This window comes from Streptosporangium sp. G11 (assembly GCF_051192615.1).
GTDB lineage: Bacteria > Actinomycetota > Actinomycetes > Streptosporangiales > Streptosporangiaceae > Streptosporangium.
Window position 1 is genome coordinate 12,663 of sequence record NZ_JBPJUQ010000068.1, and the last position, 14,727, is coordinate 27,389.

Consider the following 14,727-nt stretch of genomic DNA (forward strand, 5'->3'; position numbering starts at 1 on the left):
ACGCCCCCGCCCACCGGCGGGACGGGGCGTGACCCCGGAAGGAGACAGCGATGAGCATGCGCCCGCTCGGCATCGACGGTGCGTGGGTGTTCGAGCCGAAGGTGTTCCCCGACAGCCGCGGCAGCTTCCACGAGTGGTTCCACGGAGACGACTTCCGCGAGACGATCGGCCAGGGCCTGACCCTGTCGCAGGCGAACTGCTCCGTCTCCCGCAGGGGGACGCTGCGGGGCGTGCACTTCGCCGACGTCCCGCCGGGCCAGGCGAAGTATCTCAAGTGCGTCAGGGGAGCGGTCTTCGACGTGATCGTCGACATCCGCGTCGGATCGCCCACCTTCGGGCACTGGGAGTCGGTGCTCCTGGACGACGAGCGGCACCGCGCCGTCTACGTCGCCGAGGGGCTCGGCCACGCCTTCATGGCCCTGACCGACGACGCGACCGTGGTCTACCTCTGCTCCGAGGGGTACGCGCCCGGCCGCGAGCACGGGATCAACCCGCTCGACGCCGAGCTGGGGATCGGGTGGCCCGCGGGGGTGGAACCCCTGCTGTCGGAGAAGGACGCGGCGGCGCCGACCCTGGCGCGGGCGCGGCGCGAGGGCCTGCTTCCCACGTACGAGGAGTGCCTGGGTTTCTACGCCAAGCTCCGTGCTTGAGCGTCGGCACGCTCCGTGCGTACGAGGAGTGCCTGGGTTTCTACGCCGAGCTCCGCGCTTGAGCGTCGGCGCACTCGTGCGTACGAGGAGCGCCTCCGTTTCCACGCCGGGCTCCGGTCCCGTTCCGCGTGGCCCCGCCCCGGGCCGCCGGTCCGGGGCGGGGCCACGCGCGGCGCGACCGCCGTGCGGAAACGGGTTCAGCTGACGCGCACCCCCGCCTTGAGGGGCTCCCACCAGGCGCGGTTGTCGCGGTACCAGGCCACGGTCTCGGCCAGGCCCGTCGCGAAGTCCGTGCGCGGCTGGTATCCCAGCTCTTTCTGGATCTTGGTCCAGTCGACCGAGTAGCGGTGGTCGTGGCCCTTGCGGTCCTCCACGTAGGCGATGCTGCTCTCGTCGGCGCCGAGGGCGTCCAGGAGTAGGCCGGTGAGCTCCCGGTTGCTCAGCTCGGTGCCGCCGCCGATGTTGTAGACCTCGCCGGGGCGGCCCCCCGCGCGGACCAGCTCGATGCCCCTGACGTGGTCGTCGACGTGCAGCCAGTCGCGGATGTTGAGGCCGTCGCCGTACAGGGGGACCTTCAGCCCGTCGAGCAGGTTGGTGATGAAGAGCGGGATGACCTTCTCGGGGAAGTGGCGGGGCCCGTAGTTGTTGGAGCAGCGGGTCACCCGCACGTCCAGGCCGTGGGTGCGGTGGTAGGAGAGTGCCAGCAGGTCGCCGGCGGCCTTGGAGGCGGCGTAGGGGGAGTTGGGGCTCAGCGGGTCGGTCTCCGGCCAGGAGCCCTCGGCGATCGAGCCGTAGACCTCGTCGGTGGAGACGTACACGAAGGTCGTCAACCCGCTGTGGAGCGCCGCGTCCAGAAGCGTCTGGGTGCCCACCACGTTGGTCCACACGAACTCGGCGGCGCCGAGGATCGACCTGTCGACGTGGGACTCCGCGGCGAAGTGCACCACCTGGTCGTGCTGGGCCACGAGCTTGCCGGTGAGCTCCGCGTCGCAGATGTCGCCGTGCACGAACTCGAAGCGGTCGTCGCCGCGGACCCGGTCGAGGTTGGCCGGGTTGCCCGCGTAGGTGAGCTTGTCCAGGACGGTGACCGCGTCGGGGCCGTCGGGGCCGTCCGTGCTGAGAAGGGTGCGTACGTAGTGGGAGCCGATGAAACCGGCGCCTCCCGTGACGAGAATCCTCATCTGAGATCCACCTCGCTGTGGTCGCTGGGCGGGGCAGATCCGGCCCCGCGGCCGTGGGCGTCGCAGGGGCGGTGCCCTTCCGTGAATGCGCGCGGGCTCTGGAATTCCGGCACGCGCACCGCGACCCGGTTTTTAGCCGTGATTCGCCATCGCGGAATTCCGGTCCGCGGCTCCGACTGTAGGGGCGAGATCCGATGGGAGAAACCCTGATTGTGCCGGTGAAATCATCCGGCGATAAATAGGGGGAGAAGAGTGGCGATAGGGGGTTGATGGCTTTTATGCCCCATGTGAGTCTTTCCGTTAACCGGCCGGCTCACCGCCTGATTGATCCGCACACGCCGGCTTCGTCATGAAGGGCTTTTCCGTGAAAGGTATCATTCTCGCAGGTGGTCACGGCACGCGGCTATATCCGCTGACGCTCGCGGTATCCAAACAACTCCTGCCCGTGAACGACAAGCCGATGATCTACTATCCGCTGTCGGCGCTCATGCTCGCGGGCATCAGGGAGATTCTGATCATCTCCACGCCGACCGACCTGCCACAGATAGCCCGCCTGCTGCGGGACGGGTCGCACCTGGGCCTCGACATCACCTACGCCCAGCAGGACGAGCCGAGGGGACTGGCCGACGCCTTCATCGTCGGCGCCGACCACATCGGCGCGGACCCGGTGGCCCTGGTGCTCGGCGACAACATCTTCCACGGCCACTCCTTCTACGACATCCTCCAGGAGAGCGTCGCCGACGTGGACGGCTGCGTGCTGTTCGGCTACCCGGTCAGCGACCCCGAGCGTTACGGCGTCGGGGAGACCGACGAGGGCGGCAGGCTCGTCTCGATCGAGGAGAAGCCGGTCAACCCCCGGTCCAACCGGGCCATCGTCGGCCTGTACCTCTACGACAACAACGTGATCGACATCGCCAAGAACCTGCGGCCCTCCGCCCGCGGCGAGCTGGAGATCACCGACGTCAACCTCACCTACCTCGAACAGGGCAAGGCGCGCCTGTACGACCTGGGCAGGGGCTTCGCGTGGATGGACGCCGGCACGCCCGAGTCGATCCTCCAGGCCAGCCAGTACGTGCAGGTGCTGGAGAACCGGCAGGGGGTGCGGATCGCCTGTGTCGAGGAGGTCGCGCTGCGCATGGGCTTCATCGACGCCGAGGCCTGTGACCGGCTGGGGGCGAAGCTCTCCGCCTCCAGCTACGGCCGCTACGTGCGCGCCGTCGCCGCGGAGTTCCGCTGAGCGCCTCCCCGTCGCGGGCGGCGCGGAAGCGGTCCACGGCCGCGGCGGGCCACATCGGCCGAACACACCGACCGGAGGTATTCCAGGTGAGCGTTTCCATCGGTTCCATCGACCAGGGCGGGCAGGAGGGCGCGGCGAAAGAGCGCGCCCTTTCCGGAGCCGTTCCGCCGCGGCTCGGCCCGGCATATGTGGAGGTCGTCCTCGAAGGCGGTCCCACGGACATCCCGCGGACCCTCCGGGTCGACGAGGCGGTGTTCGCGTACGGGAAGATAAAGATTCCCAGAAAGAATGGCTACGAGCACTTCGAGCGGCCCCTCACGCCGCCGGTTCCCGGTGACGTGATTTCCGAAGACGACGCGATGGTTTTCCGATGGACGACCCGGACGAAAATCGCCGAATAGCCGGGACGCGGATACCGCCCGGCATTACTTTCCGGCATGGACCGCTTCGCGGTGAAGGCGCCCCGAACGGCCCGGAGCGGCTCGCGCCCCGGGACCCCGCCGGTGGGCGGCCCCTATTTCGCCAGGCCGCGCATCGGCCCCGGCTTCACGCCGTACGCCGCCCCCTTGTCGCGGTCCTCGATCAGGACGGCGAGACCGTCGAGAAGCCGTCGCAGGCTGAACTCGAACCACTTGTCGATGTCGATCGCGTCGCCCTGCTCCGCGTAGAGCCTGGACAGCATCGGGAACTGCCCGGACTCCAGGATCTCCAGCAGCATCGGTGTCTTGGAGGCGCGCCACTGCCTCGTCGTGACGCCAGTGCGGCGTTCGGCCTCCACCTCGTTCACCAGCAGCAGGGCCGCGCCCTGCACCTGGGCGCTCACCATGATGGCCACCCAGTGCATGGTCGTCGGGTCGAGGCCGAGGCCGTCCATCGCGCGCATCGCCCACTCGACGTCGGCCAGCACGTTGGGCCCGATCGGCGGCTGGGGCGTGGCGATGACCCGCAGCGCCCAGGGGTGCCTGGAGTACATGCCCCACTCCCGCCTGGCGGCCACCTCCAGCCTCGTACGCCAACCTCCGGGCATGGGGGAGGGGTACGAGCTCTCGCCGAAGACGGACTCGACCATCAGCTCGACGAGCGCGTCCTTGCCCGACACGTAGCGGTACAGCGACATTGTGCCCGCGCCCAGCTCGGCCGCGACGCGGCGCATCGACAGCGCGTCGAGCCCCTCGGTGTCGGCGATCTGGACGGCGGTGCGCACGATGCGTTCCGTGCTCAGGCCGCTCGGAGGCTCGTGGTGCTCGGCAGGCCCCCCGGCCTGCCTGGACACGGTGTGGCCTGCGCCGGAGCCGTTGCCGGACAGGGCGGTGGCGGATGGAGGGGGCGGGGTGGCTCGCTCGGCTGCGCGAACCCGGTAGGCCCGTGCCTGACAGGCACGGGAGCAGTATCGCGGGCGCCGCCCCCGGGGCGCGGCGTTCAAAGGCTTGCCGCACTGTGCGCACGTCAACATATGGTCCTCGTCCGATTCCGGCCTAACCAGTTGTGTGACGAAATCCTAACACATGTTTTTTTGTGACGTAATAAGTGTTTCCCCCGTGATGATATGCAGAGTCAGGGCGCGTTCCCGCAGCGCTGATCTGCTGTGCTATCCCCGTACCCATCTGCGATTTAATGTGTGTGATCACACTTCTCGGTAAATCATTGCATAGGTCCGAGAATTGTGCGTACGATGTATGCACCTGACCACGTACGATGTACCCGAGGAGTTGTGCTCATGACACAGGGCGTAGCCACGGCCGGGCGGAGGGAGTGGCTCGGGCTGGCGGTGCTGGTCCTGCCCGTCTTGCTCATCTCCATCACTGTCACGGTGCTGTACTTCGCGCTGCCCTTCCTGAGCGCCGACCTCGCGCCGACCGGTTCCCAGCTGCTGTGGATCGTCGACATCTACGCCTTCCTGCTGGCGGGCCTGCTGATCCCGATGGGCACCCTGGGCGACAGGATCGGCCGCCGCAAACTCCTGCTGGTCGGCGCCACCGCGTTCGGCATCACGTCGGTCGTCGCGACGTACGCCCCCAACGCCGAGCTGCTCATCGCGGCCCGTGCCCTGCAGGGCGCGGCGGCGGCGAGCCTGATGCCGCCCACCCTCGCGCTGATCCGCAACATGTTCCACGACGCGCAGCAGCGCCGGATGGCCGTCGCCATATGGGCCGCCAGCTTCGCCGGGGGCAGCGTGCTGGGGCCGATCGTGGGCGGCTGGCTGCTGGAGCGCTTCTGGTGGGGATCGGTGTTCATGATCAACGTGCCGGTCATGGTCCTGCTGCTGGTCCTGGGGCCGCTCCTGCTGCCCGAGTACCGCGACCCGAACCCCGGGCGGTTCGACCTGTCCAGCGCGGTGCTGTCGCTCGCGGCCGTGCTGCCGACGGTCTACGGGATCAAACAGTTCGCCGCCGACGACTTCAGCCCCCAGGCGCTGCTCAGCGTCGTCGTCGGGCTGGCGTTCGGCGTCGTGTTCCTGCGCAGGCAGCGGGCGTTGCCCGACCCCATGCTCGACCTGAGGCTCTTCTCCAGCCGGGGCTTCAGCATGTCCCTGATCACGAGCACGCTCGCGATCTTCGCCCTCGTGGGGCTGTTCTACTTCATCGCGCAGTATCTGCAGATGGTGCTCGGGCTGCGGCCGTTCGTCGCGGGGCTGCTGACCCTGCCCGCCGCGGGCACAGCCCTCGTCGGCTCGATGCTGGCCGCCGTGGTCGCGCGGTGGGTGCGTCCCGGATACATCATCGGCGCCGGCATGATGCTCGCCGCCGGCGGCTTCCTGGTGATGAGCTGGATCGAGGTCGACTCCGAGCGATGGCTCCTCATCGCGGGCCTGCTCCTGCTGGGGTCCGGGATCGGAGCGGTGCAGGCGGTGGCCTCCGACATGATCGTCGCGGTGGCCCCGCCGGAACGCGCGGGCTCGGCGTCAGCGGTCATGGAGGCCTCCACCGAGCTGGGCGGCGCGCTCGGTGTCGCGATCCTGGGCAGCATCGGCCTGGCCGTCTACAGCGAGGAGTTCGCCGAGGCGAGTCCCGCGGGACTGACCGGGAACGACGCCCTGGCGGCGCACGAGACCCTCGGCGGCGCGATCGGGGTGGCCGAGCGATTGTCCGAGCAGGCCGGAGGGGCTCTGCTCGACGTCGCCCGCGCGGCCTTCACCAGCGGCATGCAGGTGGCCGCCATCCTGGGCGCCGTCATCATGGCACTGACGGCGGTCCTCGCCACGATCCTTCTCCGCTCGGTACGGGTGGACACCTCCACGGTGGACAGCCACACCGAGTGAACCGCTCGCCGCCCGCGCCCCCGGTCCGCCCCCACCGGCTGCGCGCGGGCGGCGGGCAGGTTCGATCCGAGGAGAGGGAGGCACCGAATCGGAAAGGCGCGGTTCTCCGGGAGAACCGCGCCCATGGCGTGAACGGGATAGGCGTGAGCGGGGGCGGGTGTGGACAGGTGTGGACGTGTGGACAGGGTGAGTGCGAGCGGGATGGGTGTGAGTGGGGTCAGGCGTGAGTGCGAGGGGGTGGCGGGGTCAGGAGAACTGCGCCGGCAGGTCCCTGCGTCCCTTCACGTTGAGCTTGCGGTAGATGCGGGTCAGGTGCTGCTCGACCGTGCTGACGGTGATGTAGATCTTCCTGGAGATCTCGCGGTTGGTGTAGCCCAGCGCGGCGAGCGAGGCGACGCGTTGCTCGGCGTCACTGAGCACGTTCATCCCCTCCAGTCCGCCACCGTTGTCGTAGCCGTCGGTGTTGTGCCGTACGGCCTGCCGCAGCGGCTCGGCCTGGCACTCGCCGGCCACGCTGACGGCCCGGTGGCCGACCATCCGCGCCTTGTTGGGTTCGCCGAGCTCGTTGAGGGTGTGGGTGAGGTCGACCAGCGCGTAGGCCATCTCCAGGCGGTCGCCCGCGGCCTGGAGCATGTCGATCGCCTCCCGGAGCAGGGACGGACGCTGCCTGAGGTCACTGGCCGCGGCGAGGAGGCGCTGCGAGATGCCTCTCGCCCGGAGCGAGTCACCGCCGGGCAGGTCGTAGGGCTCCTCCAGGAGGGCACGGGCCTGTTCCCGCTGGTCCGTCTGGAGCAGGGCCGCCGCGGCGCCGTGGCGCCACGGCACCAGGGTGGGCGTGTCCAGCCCCCATGCGCGCATCAGCCGCCCGCACGTGGAGAAGTCGTCGAGCGCGGCGTGGGAGTGGTTGGTCGCCAGATAGTAGTGGGCGCGGGCCTGCAGGTAGTAGAGCCCGAACCGGGTCTGGAAGATCGTGTCGGGCACGGGCCGCCTGAGGTGGTGCGCGGCCACGTCGTACTTGCCCATCTCGGTGGTGGCGCGGATCAGCACCGCCAGCGGCAGCCCGACGAGGACGCCCAGGCTCCGAGGCGGCACGATGTCCAGGGCCAGGCGCGCGTACTCCTCGGCGAGGACCAGGTCCCCCTGGCGGATGGCGATGATCGCCCGCAGGGAGGCGAGCATCGCGCGCCAGGTGGGCGCGCGGCGCATCACGGCCTCCGAGTACATGACGTCGCACCAGGGCGCCGCCGTGTCCGGGCGGTCGGAGTAGATCAGGGCGAAGAGCGCGGACTCGACGGTCTCCAGGTTCGCGTCGTCCAGTGAGGTGGAGTGCAGGACGCGTTCGGCGATCCCGAGCGTCCTGTCGTCGGGGCCGTCGCGCAGGACGGTCGCCAGCAGCGCCGCGGCCTGCGCGTGCGGACCGCTCCCGGTGGCCGTCCACACCGTTCTCGCCGTTCTCGCCGGAGGGACGGCGCCCGTGAAGGCGCCCGTGACGGCGCGGGTGCGGGAGAGGACCAGCGGGTGGGAGCAGGACAGCCGGTAGTGGAGGACGTCGAGCCACGCCGACTCCTCGTCGGCGCCCGGCTCGGCGGCCAGCATGTCCATCTGTTCGAGCACCTCCACCGCCTCGTCGTGCTGCCCGTTCCAGAGCAGGTATCTCAGCAGCGCGTCCAGCTCCTGGAAGCCCAGCCCCTTCTGACGGGCGGTCGCCATGAGCCGGCCGACGTGCCGGTTGGCGGCGGCGGGGTTGAGGCGCCACTCGGCCCGCGCGAGCATCGCCGTCGTCAGCGTGCGCTGCCGGTCGTCGTCGCACAGTTCGAGGGCGAGTTTCAGGCACCGCACCGCGAACTCGTGCCGGTCGTTCGTGAGCGCCTGCTCGGCGGCCTCGCGGAGCTCGGCCAGCGCCCAGGGCTCCTGGAAGAAGTGGGACGCGCCGATCAGGTGCTCGGCGACCACCGTGGCGGCGGCCCCCTCGGCGTGCAGGAGTTGCGCGGCGCGCCGGTGCATTTCCTCACGCCTGCGCGGATCCAGGTCCTCGAGTACGGCCTCGCGGGCCATGGTGTGTCGAAAACGCAGGGAATCGAGGATGCCGACGACGCCGAGGCAGTTCAGCGCCTGGTTCACTATCGTCGTCGGGAGGTCGAGCAGTTCGGCCAGAAGAATCGGCAGGGAGTATCCCCCGAGGAGCGCGAGGCCGCGGGCGACCATCAGCATCGCGGGGTCGCTGCGATGCAGAAGAGCGCGGACGGACCGTGAGAAAGCGTCGGAGACGACCAGCTCACCCGTGTTGTCGTTCCCCTTCCCGGCGTCCTCCACCAATGCCTTGACCAGCAGGGGGTTACCTCCGCTGACCTTGTGGCACGCCGGCCCGAGTTTGACCGCCGCGGCGTCCCCCATGGACTCGGAGATCACCTTCACGACACTCTCGAAAGAGAAGGGCGCCAGCCTGATTCGCTCGTAGTGGGGGTGGCGCATGAGGTCTATCTCAATATGCGGATTCATTCCCTGAAGGCCCTCTGTGGCCGTCAGGACAATGAAAACGTTGGCGCTCTTCAATCGGTGTACGAAATTCAGCAGCAGCTGCCACGACATGGAGTCGGCATATTCGACGTCATCCACGGTGATAAGAACGGTATTCGACTTGGAAAGTTCGAGAATAATGGCCCACAAACCCTGGGTGATGCGGAGCCAGTCGGATTCGTCGGGACGCTCGCCCGGTGATTTCGCCCCCGGTGCCGCGTCCTCTATCAGCTGCGCCGCCCGCGAGGCGTGGGCGATCGGCAGCGCCGCGTTGTGGAAGATCTGGCTCACCACGCCGAGCGGCACGTTCTGATCGTTCTGCGAGCAGGTGGCGCTCAGCCAGACGACCCCCGAATCGACGGCGCGCCGGCTGAAGGCGTACACCAGTTCGGTTTTGCCCGTCGCGGTGGGCCCGGTGATCGTTGCGACGCGGCCACGGCTGTGCGCACAGTCCGTTAATAGATCGGTGAGAAACGTGATTTCACTGTCGCGCTCGATTAATATCATCGGGCTCCCCGTTCGCCCCGGTGTCCCTAGATGAAAGCAGATGATAGAACGACAACATCTGATGCATAAAGGCAGGACTCCGGCGGAAACCTACCTTTGACCGTGGGTGCTGTCAAGTTTTTTCCCTCTCCGAAGAGCCCCGCAACGGGGAGGGAAGGTGGTGCTGCGGATTTCATCACATGGCTAAGTGCGATTTCATCATTCTCCTGCGGCTAGTTTCATCACGACATCGTGTATATGATGTCGGGGTGGCCCCATATGCACCCAGCGAGATCATGTACTTCTCCTGTGAAAAATGCAAACCCCCTATCAACCCTTATGTGGGAAGCTGATTTAGGGGGGCGCTCGGGCCCGTTCCACTGGATCTGTGCAGGTCGCTTTGGATACTGTGTCGCACGTCGGCGGCCATGTGTTGCCGATTTGTGATTGGCGGATCACGTTCGGTGGTGAATGAATCCGTGCGGATGACGGTGAGTTAGGTCACTCCCCTTCATGCGTAATTGCGAAACGGATTGATAATCTCCAGGATTCGTGACGGCCGAAATTGGTTGTTCGGTGATCGGCGCAGGGCCGGCGGGCCGGCCGCGTGCCGGACGGCGGGACTCGGAGTGGGACGGTGTCATGGAAGACGTCAAGGGCGGCGACGACGCGTGGATCCGGCGTCTCCTGTTCGGGCCCGCCGGGGCCGAGGCGGCCGGTGCGCCGGTCGCGCTGGTGTGCTTTCCGCATGCCGGGGGCTCGGCCAGCTTCTATCTCCCGGTGGCCCGCCTGGCGCCGCCCGGCGTCGAGGTGCTCGCGGTGCAGTACCCGGGCAGGCAGGACCGGCGGGCCGAGAGGTGCCTGGACGACATCGGCGAGCTGGCCGACCGGATCGCCGACGCGCTCCAGGCGTGGACCACCCGCCCCCTGGCCCTTTTCGGTCACAGCATGGGAGCCCTCGTCGCCTTCGAGGTGGCCCGCAGACTGCAGGAGCGCGGCACCGTGCCGCTGGCGCTGTTCGCCTCGGGGCGGCGCGCCCCGTCGGTCCACCGTGACGAGCGGGCGCACCTGCGGCCGGACGACGGGTTCCTGGCCGAGCTGCGGGGACTGGGCGGGACCGCCGCGAAGGTGCTCGGTGACGACGACTTCATGCGGGCGGTGCTTCCCATGGTGAGAAGCGACTACCGGGCCGTCGAGACCTACCGCTACCGGCCGGGGCCGGGACTGTCGTGCCCGGTCGTCGCCCTGTCGGGCACCGACGACCCGAAGGCCCGGCCCAACGACGTGAGAGCGTGGCGCGACCACACGGAGGCGGGGTTCGAGATGCGGCTCTTCCCGGGTGGTCACTTCTACCTCAACGACCACGCCGAGGAGATCGTCGGCCTCGTTGCCTCCCGCGTCTCGTCCGCCCTGGCGGCGGGGGACCCGGGCCGCTGAGACCGCCGTGGGACGCTCGGAAACGCCTCGGGGCACTCGGACCCACGGAATGCCGTAAAAAGCCCCTGGAAAGCCTTGGAACATCCCGGCCCCCGTGAGGGCCGGGCCTCTCGCGCCCAGGGTGTCGCGGCGCTCCCGCGCTCACCGGGCCGCGTGCCGTCACCGGTCTCGTGTGCGCGGTGGCCCGCCGTCATCGGTCTCGTGTCCGCCGGGCCGCGCCGTCATCGGTCCCGTGTCCACCGGGTGGCGCCATCGCGGGTTTCGTGTCCGCCGGGCCGCTCCATCGCCGGTCCCGTGTCCACCGGGCCGCGTACGATCTCCGCGACTTCCGCGATCCTCGTGTGGAAAAGGCTCTTTCCTCATTCCGTACACTGTCTGCCCTGTGTCGAAATGATTCTCGCCGCGTCGAAACGCTTCCGCCGGGCGCCGTGGTTCCCGGACGCCCTTTCCCCCGGACTCTCGGGCCCGCGCCGTGTCCCGTGCCCCGCTCCGGCTACCGCCCCTGTCCGGACGCCGGTCCCGGTCCCGCTCACGGCCCCGTCCTCGGCTCTGTCCTCGGCTCTGTCTTCGGCTCCGTCCCAGGCTTCGTTCCCGGGCGGTCCCCGGGCCGCGCGTTCACCCGGGCACGCGAGAACGGCGCCTGGACCGTGTCCGGGCGCCGTTCTCGGAGGGACTCTCGGAGGGGAGACCTACGGGTAGGTGTGGAACCCGCGGCCGGTCTTCTTGCCGAGGAGGCCGCCCTCGACCATGCGCAGCAGCATCGGCGGGGGCGAGTACTGCTGGTCCTTGAACTCCTCGTACAGCGCGCCGGCGATCGAGGCCACGGTGTCCAGCCCGATCAGGTCGGCGAGTTTCAGCGGTCCCATCGGGTGCGAGCAGCCCAGCACCATCCCCTTGTCGATCACGTCGGCGGTGGCGAAGCCCGTCTCCACCATCCGGATGGCCGACAGCAGGTACGGGATGAGCAGGGCGTTGATCACGAAGCCCGCCCGGTCGGGGGAGCGGATCACCTGCTTGCCGAGCGTCCCGACCACGAACGCCTCGGCGCGGGCACGGGTCTCGTCCTCGGTGAGCAGCGACTCGATCAGCTCCACCAGCTGCAGGGCGGGAACCGGGTTGAAGAAGTGCACGCCGATCACCTGGCCGGGGCGTTCGGTGGCCTTGGCCATCCTGATGATCGGGATGGACGACGTGTTCGACGCCAGGATCGCGTCCGGGTCCTCCACGATCTTGTCCAGCGCGCCGAACAGGTCGAGCTTGGTCAGCTCGTTCTCCGGCGCCGTCTCGAAGACGATCTGCCGGTCGCCGAGGTCGCCGAGGTCGGTGGTGAAGGTGACGCGTTCCAGCGCGTCGCTCCGCTCCACCTCGGTGATCATCGCCTTGCGCAGGCCGTGGTCGAGGGACGCCAGCAGCCGCTGCCTCCCGCGGGCCAGCGAGGCCCCGCCGGAGACCGCGACCCGCACGTCGAGTCCCGCGCGGGCGCACACGTCGGCGATGCCGGAGCCCATGACCCCGCATCCGACGATGCCGACCCTGTGGATGTCGTTCATCCCGCCTCCAGGGGGGTGGTGGCCGACCAGCGGAGCAGGCTCGCGCCCGTTGACATGCCGCCGCCGAAACCGGCGAGCAGCACGAGGTCGCCGTCGCCGAGCATGCCCGACCGGTTGGCCTCGTCGAGCGCCACGGGCACCGAGGCGCTTCCCACGTTTCCGTATCGTTCCAGCGTGCGCGGGGTGCGCGCGCCGGTGAGCCCCGACCGCTCGATCAGCTCGTCCAGCAGGACCCCGTTGGCCTGGTGCGGGATGAAGGCGTCGACCTGGTCAAGCCGGTGGCCGGTGCCGTTCACCAGACTCTCCAGCAGGGGCGGGACGTTCTCCATCACGAAGTCCCGCACCCCGCGGCCGTTCATCCTGAAGTAGTGGTCGCCGGCCGCGACGGTCTCGTGCGAGGCCGGGAGCCTGCTGCCACCGGCCTTGACGTGGATGAGCCCGTGCGCCTCACCGCGGCTCGACAGGTCGCAGGCGAGGATCCCGTACGGCTCGGGCACCGTGCCGACGAGGGCGGCGCCGGCGCCGTCCCCGAACAGCACCGCGGTGCGGCGGTCGGTGAAGTCGAGGATGCGCGAGTAGATGTCGGCGCCCACCACCAGCGCGTACGTGTCGGGCTGGATCGCCAGCAGGGCCCGCGCGAGGGCGAGCCCGTACACGAACCCGCTGCACACGACGTTGATGTCGAAGCAGGCGGCGTTGTAGGCGCCGAGCGCGTTCTGCACCAGGTGGGAGGTGGGCGGCTGCGGGGAGTCGCCCGTCGAGGTGGCGACGATGATGTAGCCGACCCGTTCGGCGTCGAGGCCGGCCTGTTCGAGCGCGGCGGCCGCGGCCCGCGTCGCGAGGTCCGAGGTCGCCTCGTCCCGCGCGGCGTACCGGCGGAAGGAGATCCGGGTCTTGCGCTGGATCCACTCCGCGGTGGTGCCCGCGCGTTCCGTCAGCTGCTCGTTGTCGATCTCTTCCTTCGGCAGGTACGAGCCGGTCGCCAGAATCCCGGCGGTTCGCCTGGCCGCGGCCACCTACACCCTCCCCGCGGCGAGGGGCGCGTCGAACAGGGGCCCGGACGCGGTGCCGGCCGGCTTCCGCAGCGGGTTCAGCCTGGCCTCGCCGACCTTGGCGCGCATCACGGGGTCGGTGACGCCGAGACCCGGTTCCGGGGCCATGCACAGCACGCCCACCTTGCCGAGGTGCCCGTTGGTCTGCACCAGCCGCGCGGCCTCGGCGACCTCCTCGAGCGGGTACACCGACGACAGCGTCGGCACCAGCTTGCCGAGGTCGAACAATCGCAGGCACTCCCACAGCTCCTGAAGGTTCGCCGCGTGGCTGCCGACGATGCGCTTGAGGTTCATCCAGAGGTAGCGGTTGTCGAAGTGGTGGTCGTAGCCCGTGCTCGATCCGCACGTGACGACCACACCCCCGCGCCGGGCCACGAACACCGAGATCCCGAACGTCGCGCGGCCGATGTAGTCGAAGACGATGTGCGGGTCCCCGCCCGCCCTCTCACGGATGATCTTTCCGAGGCGTTTGCCCAGCTCGATCGTCCGCTCGGGGGTGTTGGGAACGTCGTCGCCCATCCCGATCTCGTTGCGGTTGATGACGATGTCGCAGCCCAGCCGCTCCAGGGCCTCGGCCTTCGCCGCGGAGCCGACCACCCCCACCGGGATGCCGCCGCCGTTCTTCACCATCTGTACGGCGTACGCGCCGAGGCCGCCGGTGGCGCCCCAGATGAGGACGATGTCGCCCTGCTTCATGCCCGCGCCCTGGCGGCTGACCAGCATGCGGTAGGCCGTCCCCGCGCACAGCGTGATGGAGGCGGCCTCCTCCCAGGTCAGGTGGGCGGGCTTGGGGACGAGCTGGCTGGCGCGCGCCACCGTGTAGTGGGCCAGCCCGCCGAAGTTCGTCTCGAAGCCCCAGACGCGCTGTTCGGCGCCGAGCATGCCGTCGGCGTGGGTGCCCGGCTCCTGGTCGTCGACCTGGACCGGGCTCATCACGACGTGGTCGCCCACCCGCCAGCGGCGCACGCCGCTGCCGACCCGGACGATCACCCCGGCGCCGTCGGACCCCAGGACGTGGTACGGCAGGTCGTGCCGGGTGGCGAACCCGCCCGTGGCGCCGAACCGCTTCAGGAAGGCGAACGTCGGCACCGGCTCGAAGATCGCCGACCAGACGGTGTTGTAGTTGATCGAGCTGGCCATCACCGCGACCAGGACCTCGTCGGGCGCCAGCTCGGGCATCGCCACCCGCCCGACGCGCAGCGACTTGCGCACGTCCTTGTCGTCGATGTCGGTGAACATGTCGACGTCCTCGACCCGCAGGTGGGCGGCGAGATACTCCTCCGGCAGCGCGGTCCGCGCCAGCTGGTCGGGGGAGGCCCCGCCCAGCAGGGCCTCGGCCATCGGGTCCGCGGAGGGGG

General features: G+C 69.3%; 11 protein-coding genes. 5 read left to right on the forward strand and 6 right to left on the reverse strand.

Annotation, left to right across the window (positions count from 1 at the left end; genetic code table 11):
• The first annotated feature begins 50 nt into the window (after positions 1–50).
• The gene (gene rfbC, locus ACSDR0_RS39280; protein ID WP_435294034.1) at positions 51–650 is read left to right on the forward strand and encodes a dTDP-4-dehydrorhamnose 3,5-epimerase; all 600 of its coding nucleotides are present in this window, start codon (positions 51–53) and stop codon (positions 648–650) included.
• A 197-nt stretch (positions 651–847) separates the two neighbouring features.
• Here rfbC and rfbB read toward each other — a convergent pair whose 3' ends face one another.
• A complete protein-coding gene (gene rfbB / locus ACSDR0_RS39285; RefSeq protein WP_435294035.1) occupies positions 848–1,831 on the reverse strand; it encodes a dTDP-glucose 4,6-dehydratase in 984 nt (327 codons plus the stop codon).
• Between the two features lie 364 nt (positions 1,832–2,195).
• On the opposite strand from rfbB, the gene rfbA reads away from it, so the two are divergent.
• Together rfbA and ACSDR0_RS39295 are read left to right on the forward strand one after the other, a co-directional pair.
• Positions 2,196–3,068: a glucose-1-phosphate thymidylyltransferase RfbA gene (rfbA, locus tag ACSDR0_RS39290; RefSeq protein ID WP_435294036.1), complete on the forward strand. Its 873-nt coding sequence runs from the start codon at positions 2,196–2,198 to the stop codon at positions 3,066–3,068.
• A gap of 86 nt (positions 3,069–3,154) precedes the next feature.
• Complete coding sequence (locus ACSDR0_RS39295) at positions 3,155–3,469, forward strand: DUF5988 family protein (RefSeq protein ID WP_435294037.1); 315 nt, start codon at positions 3,155–3,157, stop codon at positions 3,467–3,469.
• Between the two features lie 113 nt (positions 3,470–3,582).
• Here the strand turns inward: ACSDR0_RS39295 and ACSDR0_RS39300 are convergent, their stop codons facing one another.
• Entirely contained in the window at positions 3,583–4,272 is a 690-nt protein-coding gene (locus ACSDR0_RS39300) for a TetR/AcrR family transcriptional regulator (RefSeq protein WP_435294038.1), read from the reverse strand.
• A 513-nt stretch (positions 4,273–4,785) separates the two neighbouring features.
• Here ACSDR0_RS39300 and ACSDR0_RS39305 point away from each other — a divergent pair.
• Positions 4,786–6,327: an MFS transporter gene (locus ACSDR0_RS39305; RefSeq protein WP_435294039.1), complete on the forward strand. Its 1,542-nt coding sequence runs from the start codon at positions 4,786–4,788 to the stop codon at positions 6,325–6,327.
• Positions 6,328–6,573: 246 nt separating this feature from the next.
• Here the strand turns inward: ACSDR0_RS39305 and ACSDR0_RS39310 are convergent, their stop codons facing one another.
• On the reverse strand, positions 6,574–9,351 hold the full coding sequence (locus ACSDR0_RS39310; protein ID WP_435294040.1) for a helix-turn-helix transcriptional regulator: 2,778 nt from the start codon (positions 9,349–9,351) through the stop codon (positions 6,574–6,576).
• A gap of 621 nt (positions 9,352–9,972) precedes the next feature.
• Here ACSDR0_RS39310 and ACSDR0_RS39315 point away from each other — a divergent pair.
• On the forward strand, positions 9,973–10,767 hold the full coding sequence (locus tag ACSDR0_RS39315) for a thioesterase II family protein (RefSeq protein ID WP_435294041.1): 795 nt from the start codon (positions 9,973–9,975) through the stop codon (positions 10,765–10,767).
• A gap of 689 nt (positions 10,768–11,456) precedes the next feature.
• On the opposite strand, the gene ACSDR0_RS39320 is transcribed toward ACSDR0_RS39315, so the two are convergent.
• From ACSDR0_RS39320 to ccrA, 3 genes are read right to left on the reverse strand one after another with little or no spacing between them, the layout of a single operon-like run.
• Positions 11,457–12,317, reverse strand: a complete 861-nt coding sequence (locus ACSDR0_RS39320) for a 3-hydroxybutyryl-CoA dehydrogenase (protein ID WP_435294042.1) — start codon at positions 12,315–12,317, stop codon at positions 11,457–11,459.
• Entirely contained in the window at positions 12,314–13,333 is a 1,020-nt protein-coding gene (locus tag ACSDR0_RS39325) for a 3-oxoacyl-ACP synthase III family protein (protein ID WP_435294043.1), read from the reverse strand. Before ACSDR0_RS39325 ends, ACSDR0_RS39320 begins: the two co-directional genes overlap by 4 nt.
• Positions 13,334–14,710, reverse strand: a complete 1,377-nt coding sequence (gene ccrA / locus ACSDR0_RS39330) for a crotonyl-CoA carboxylase/reductase (RefSeq protein ID WP_435294054.1) — start codon at positions 14,708–14,710, stop codon at positions 13,334–13,336.
• Positions 14,711–14,727: the final 17 nt, after the last annotated feature.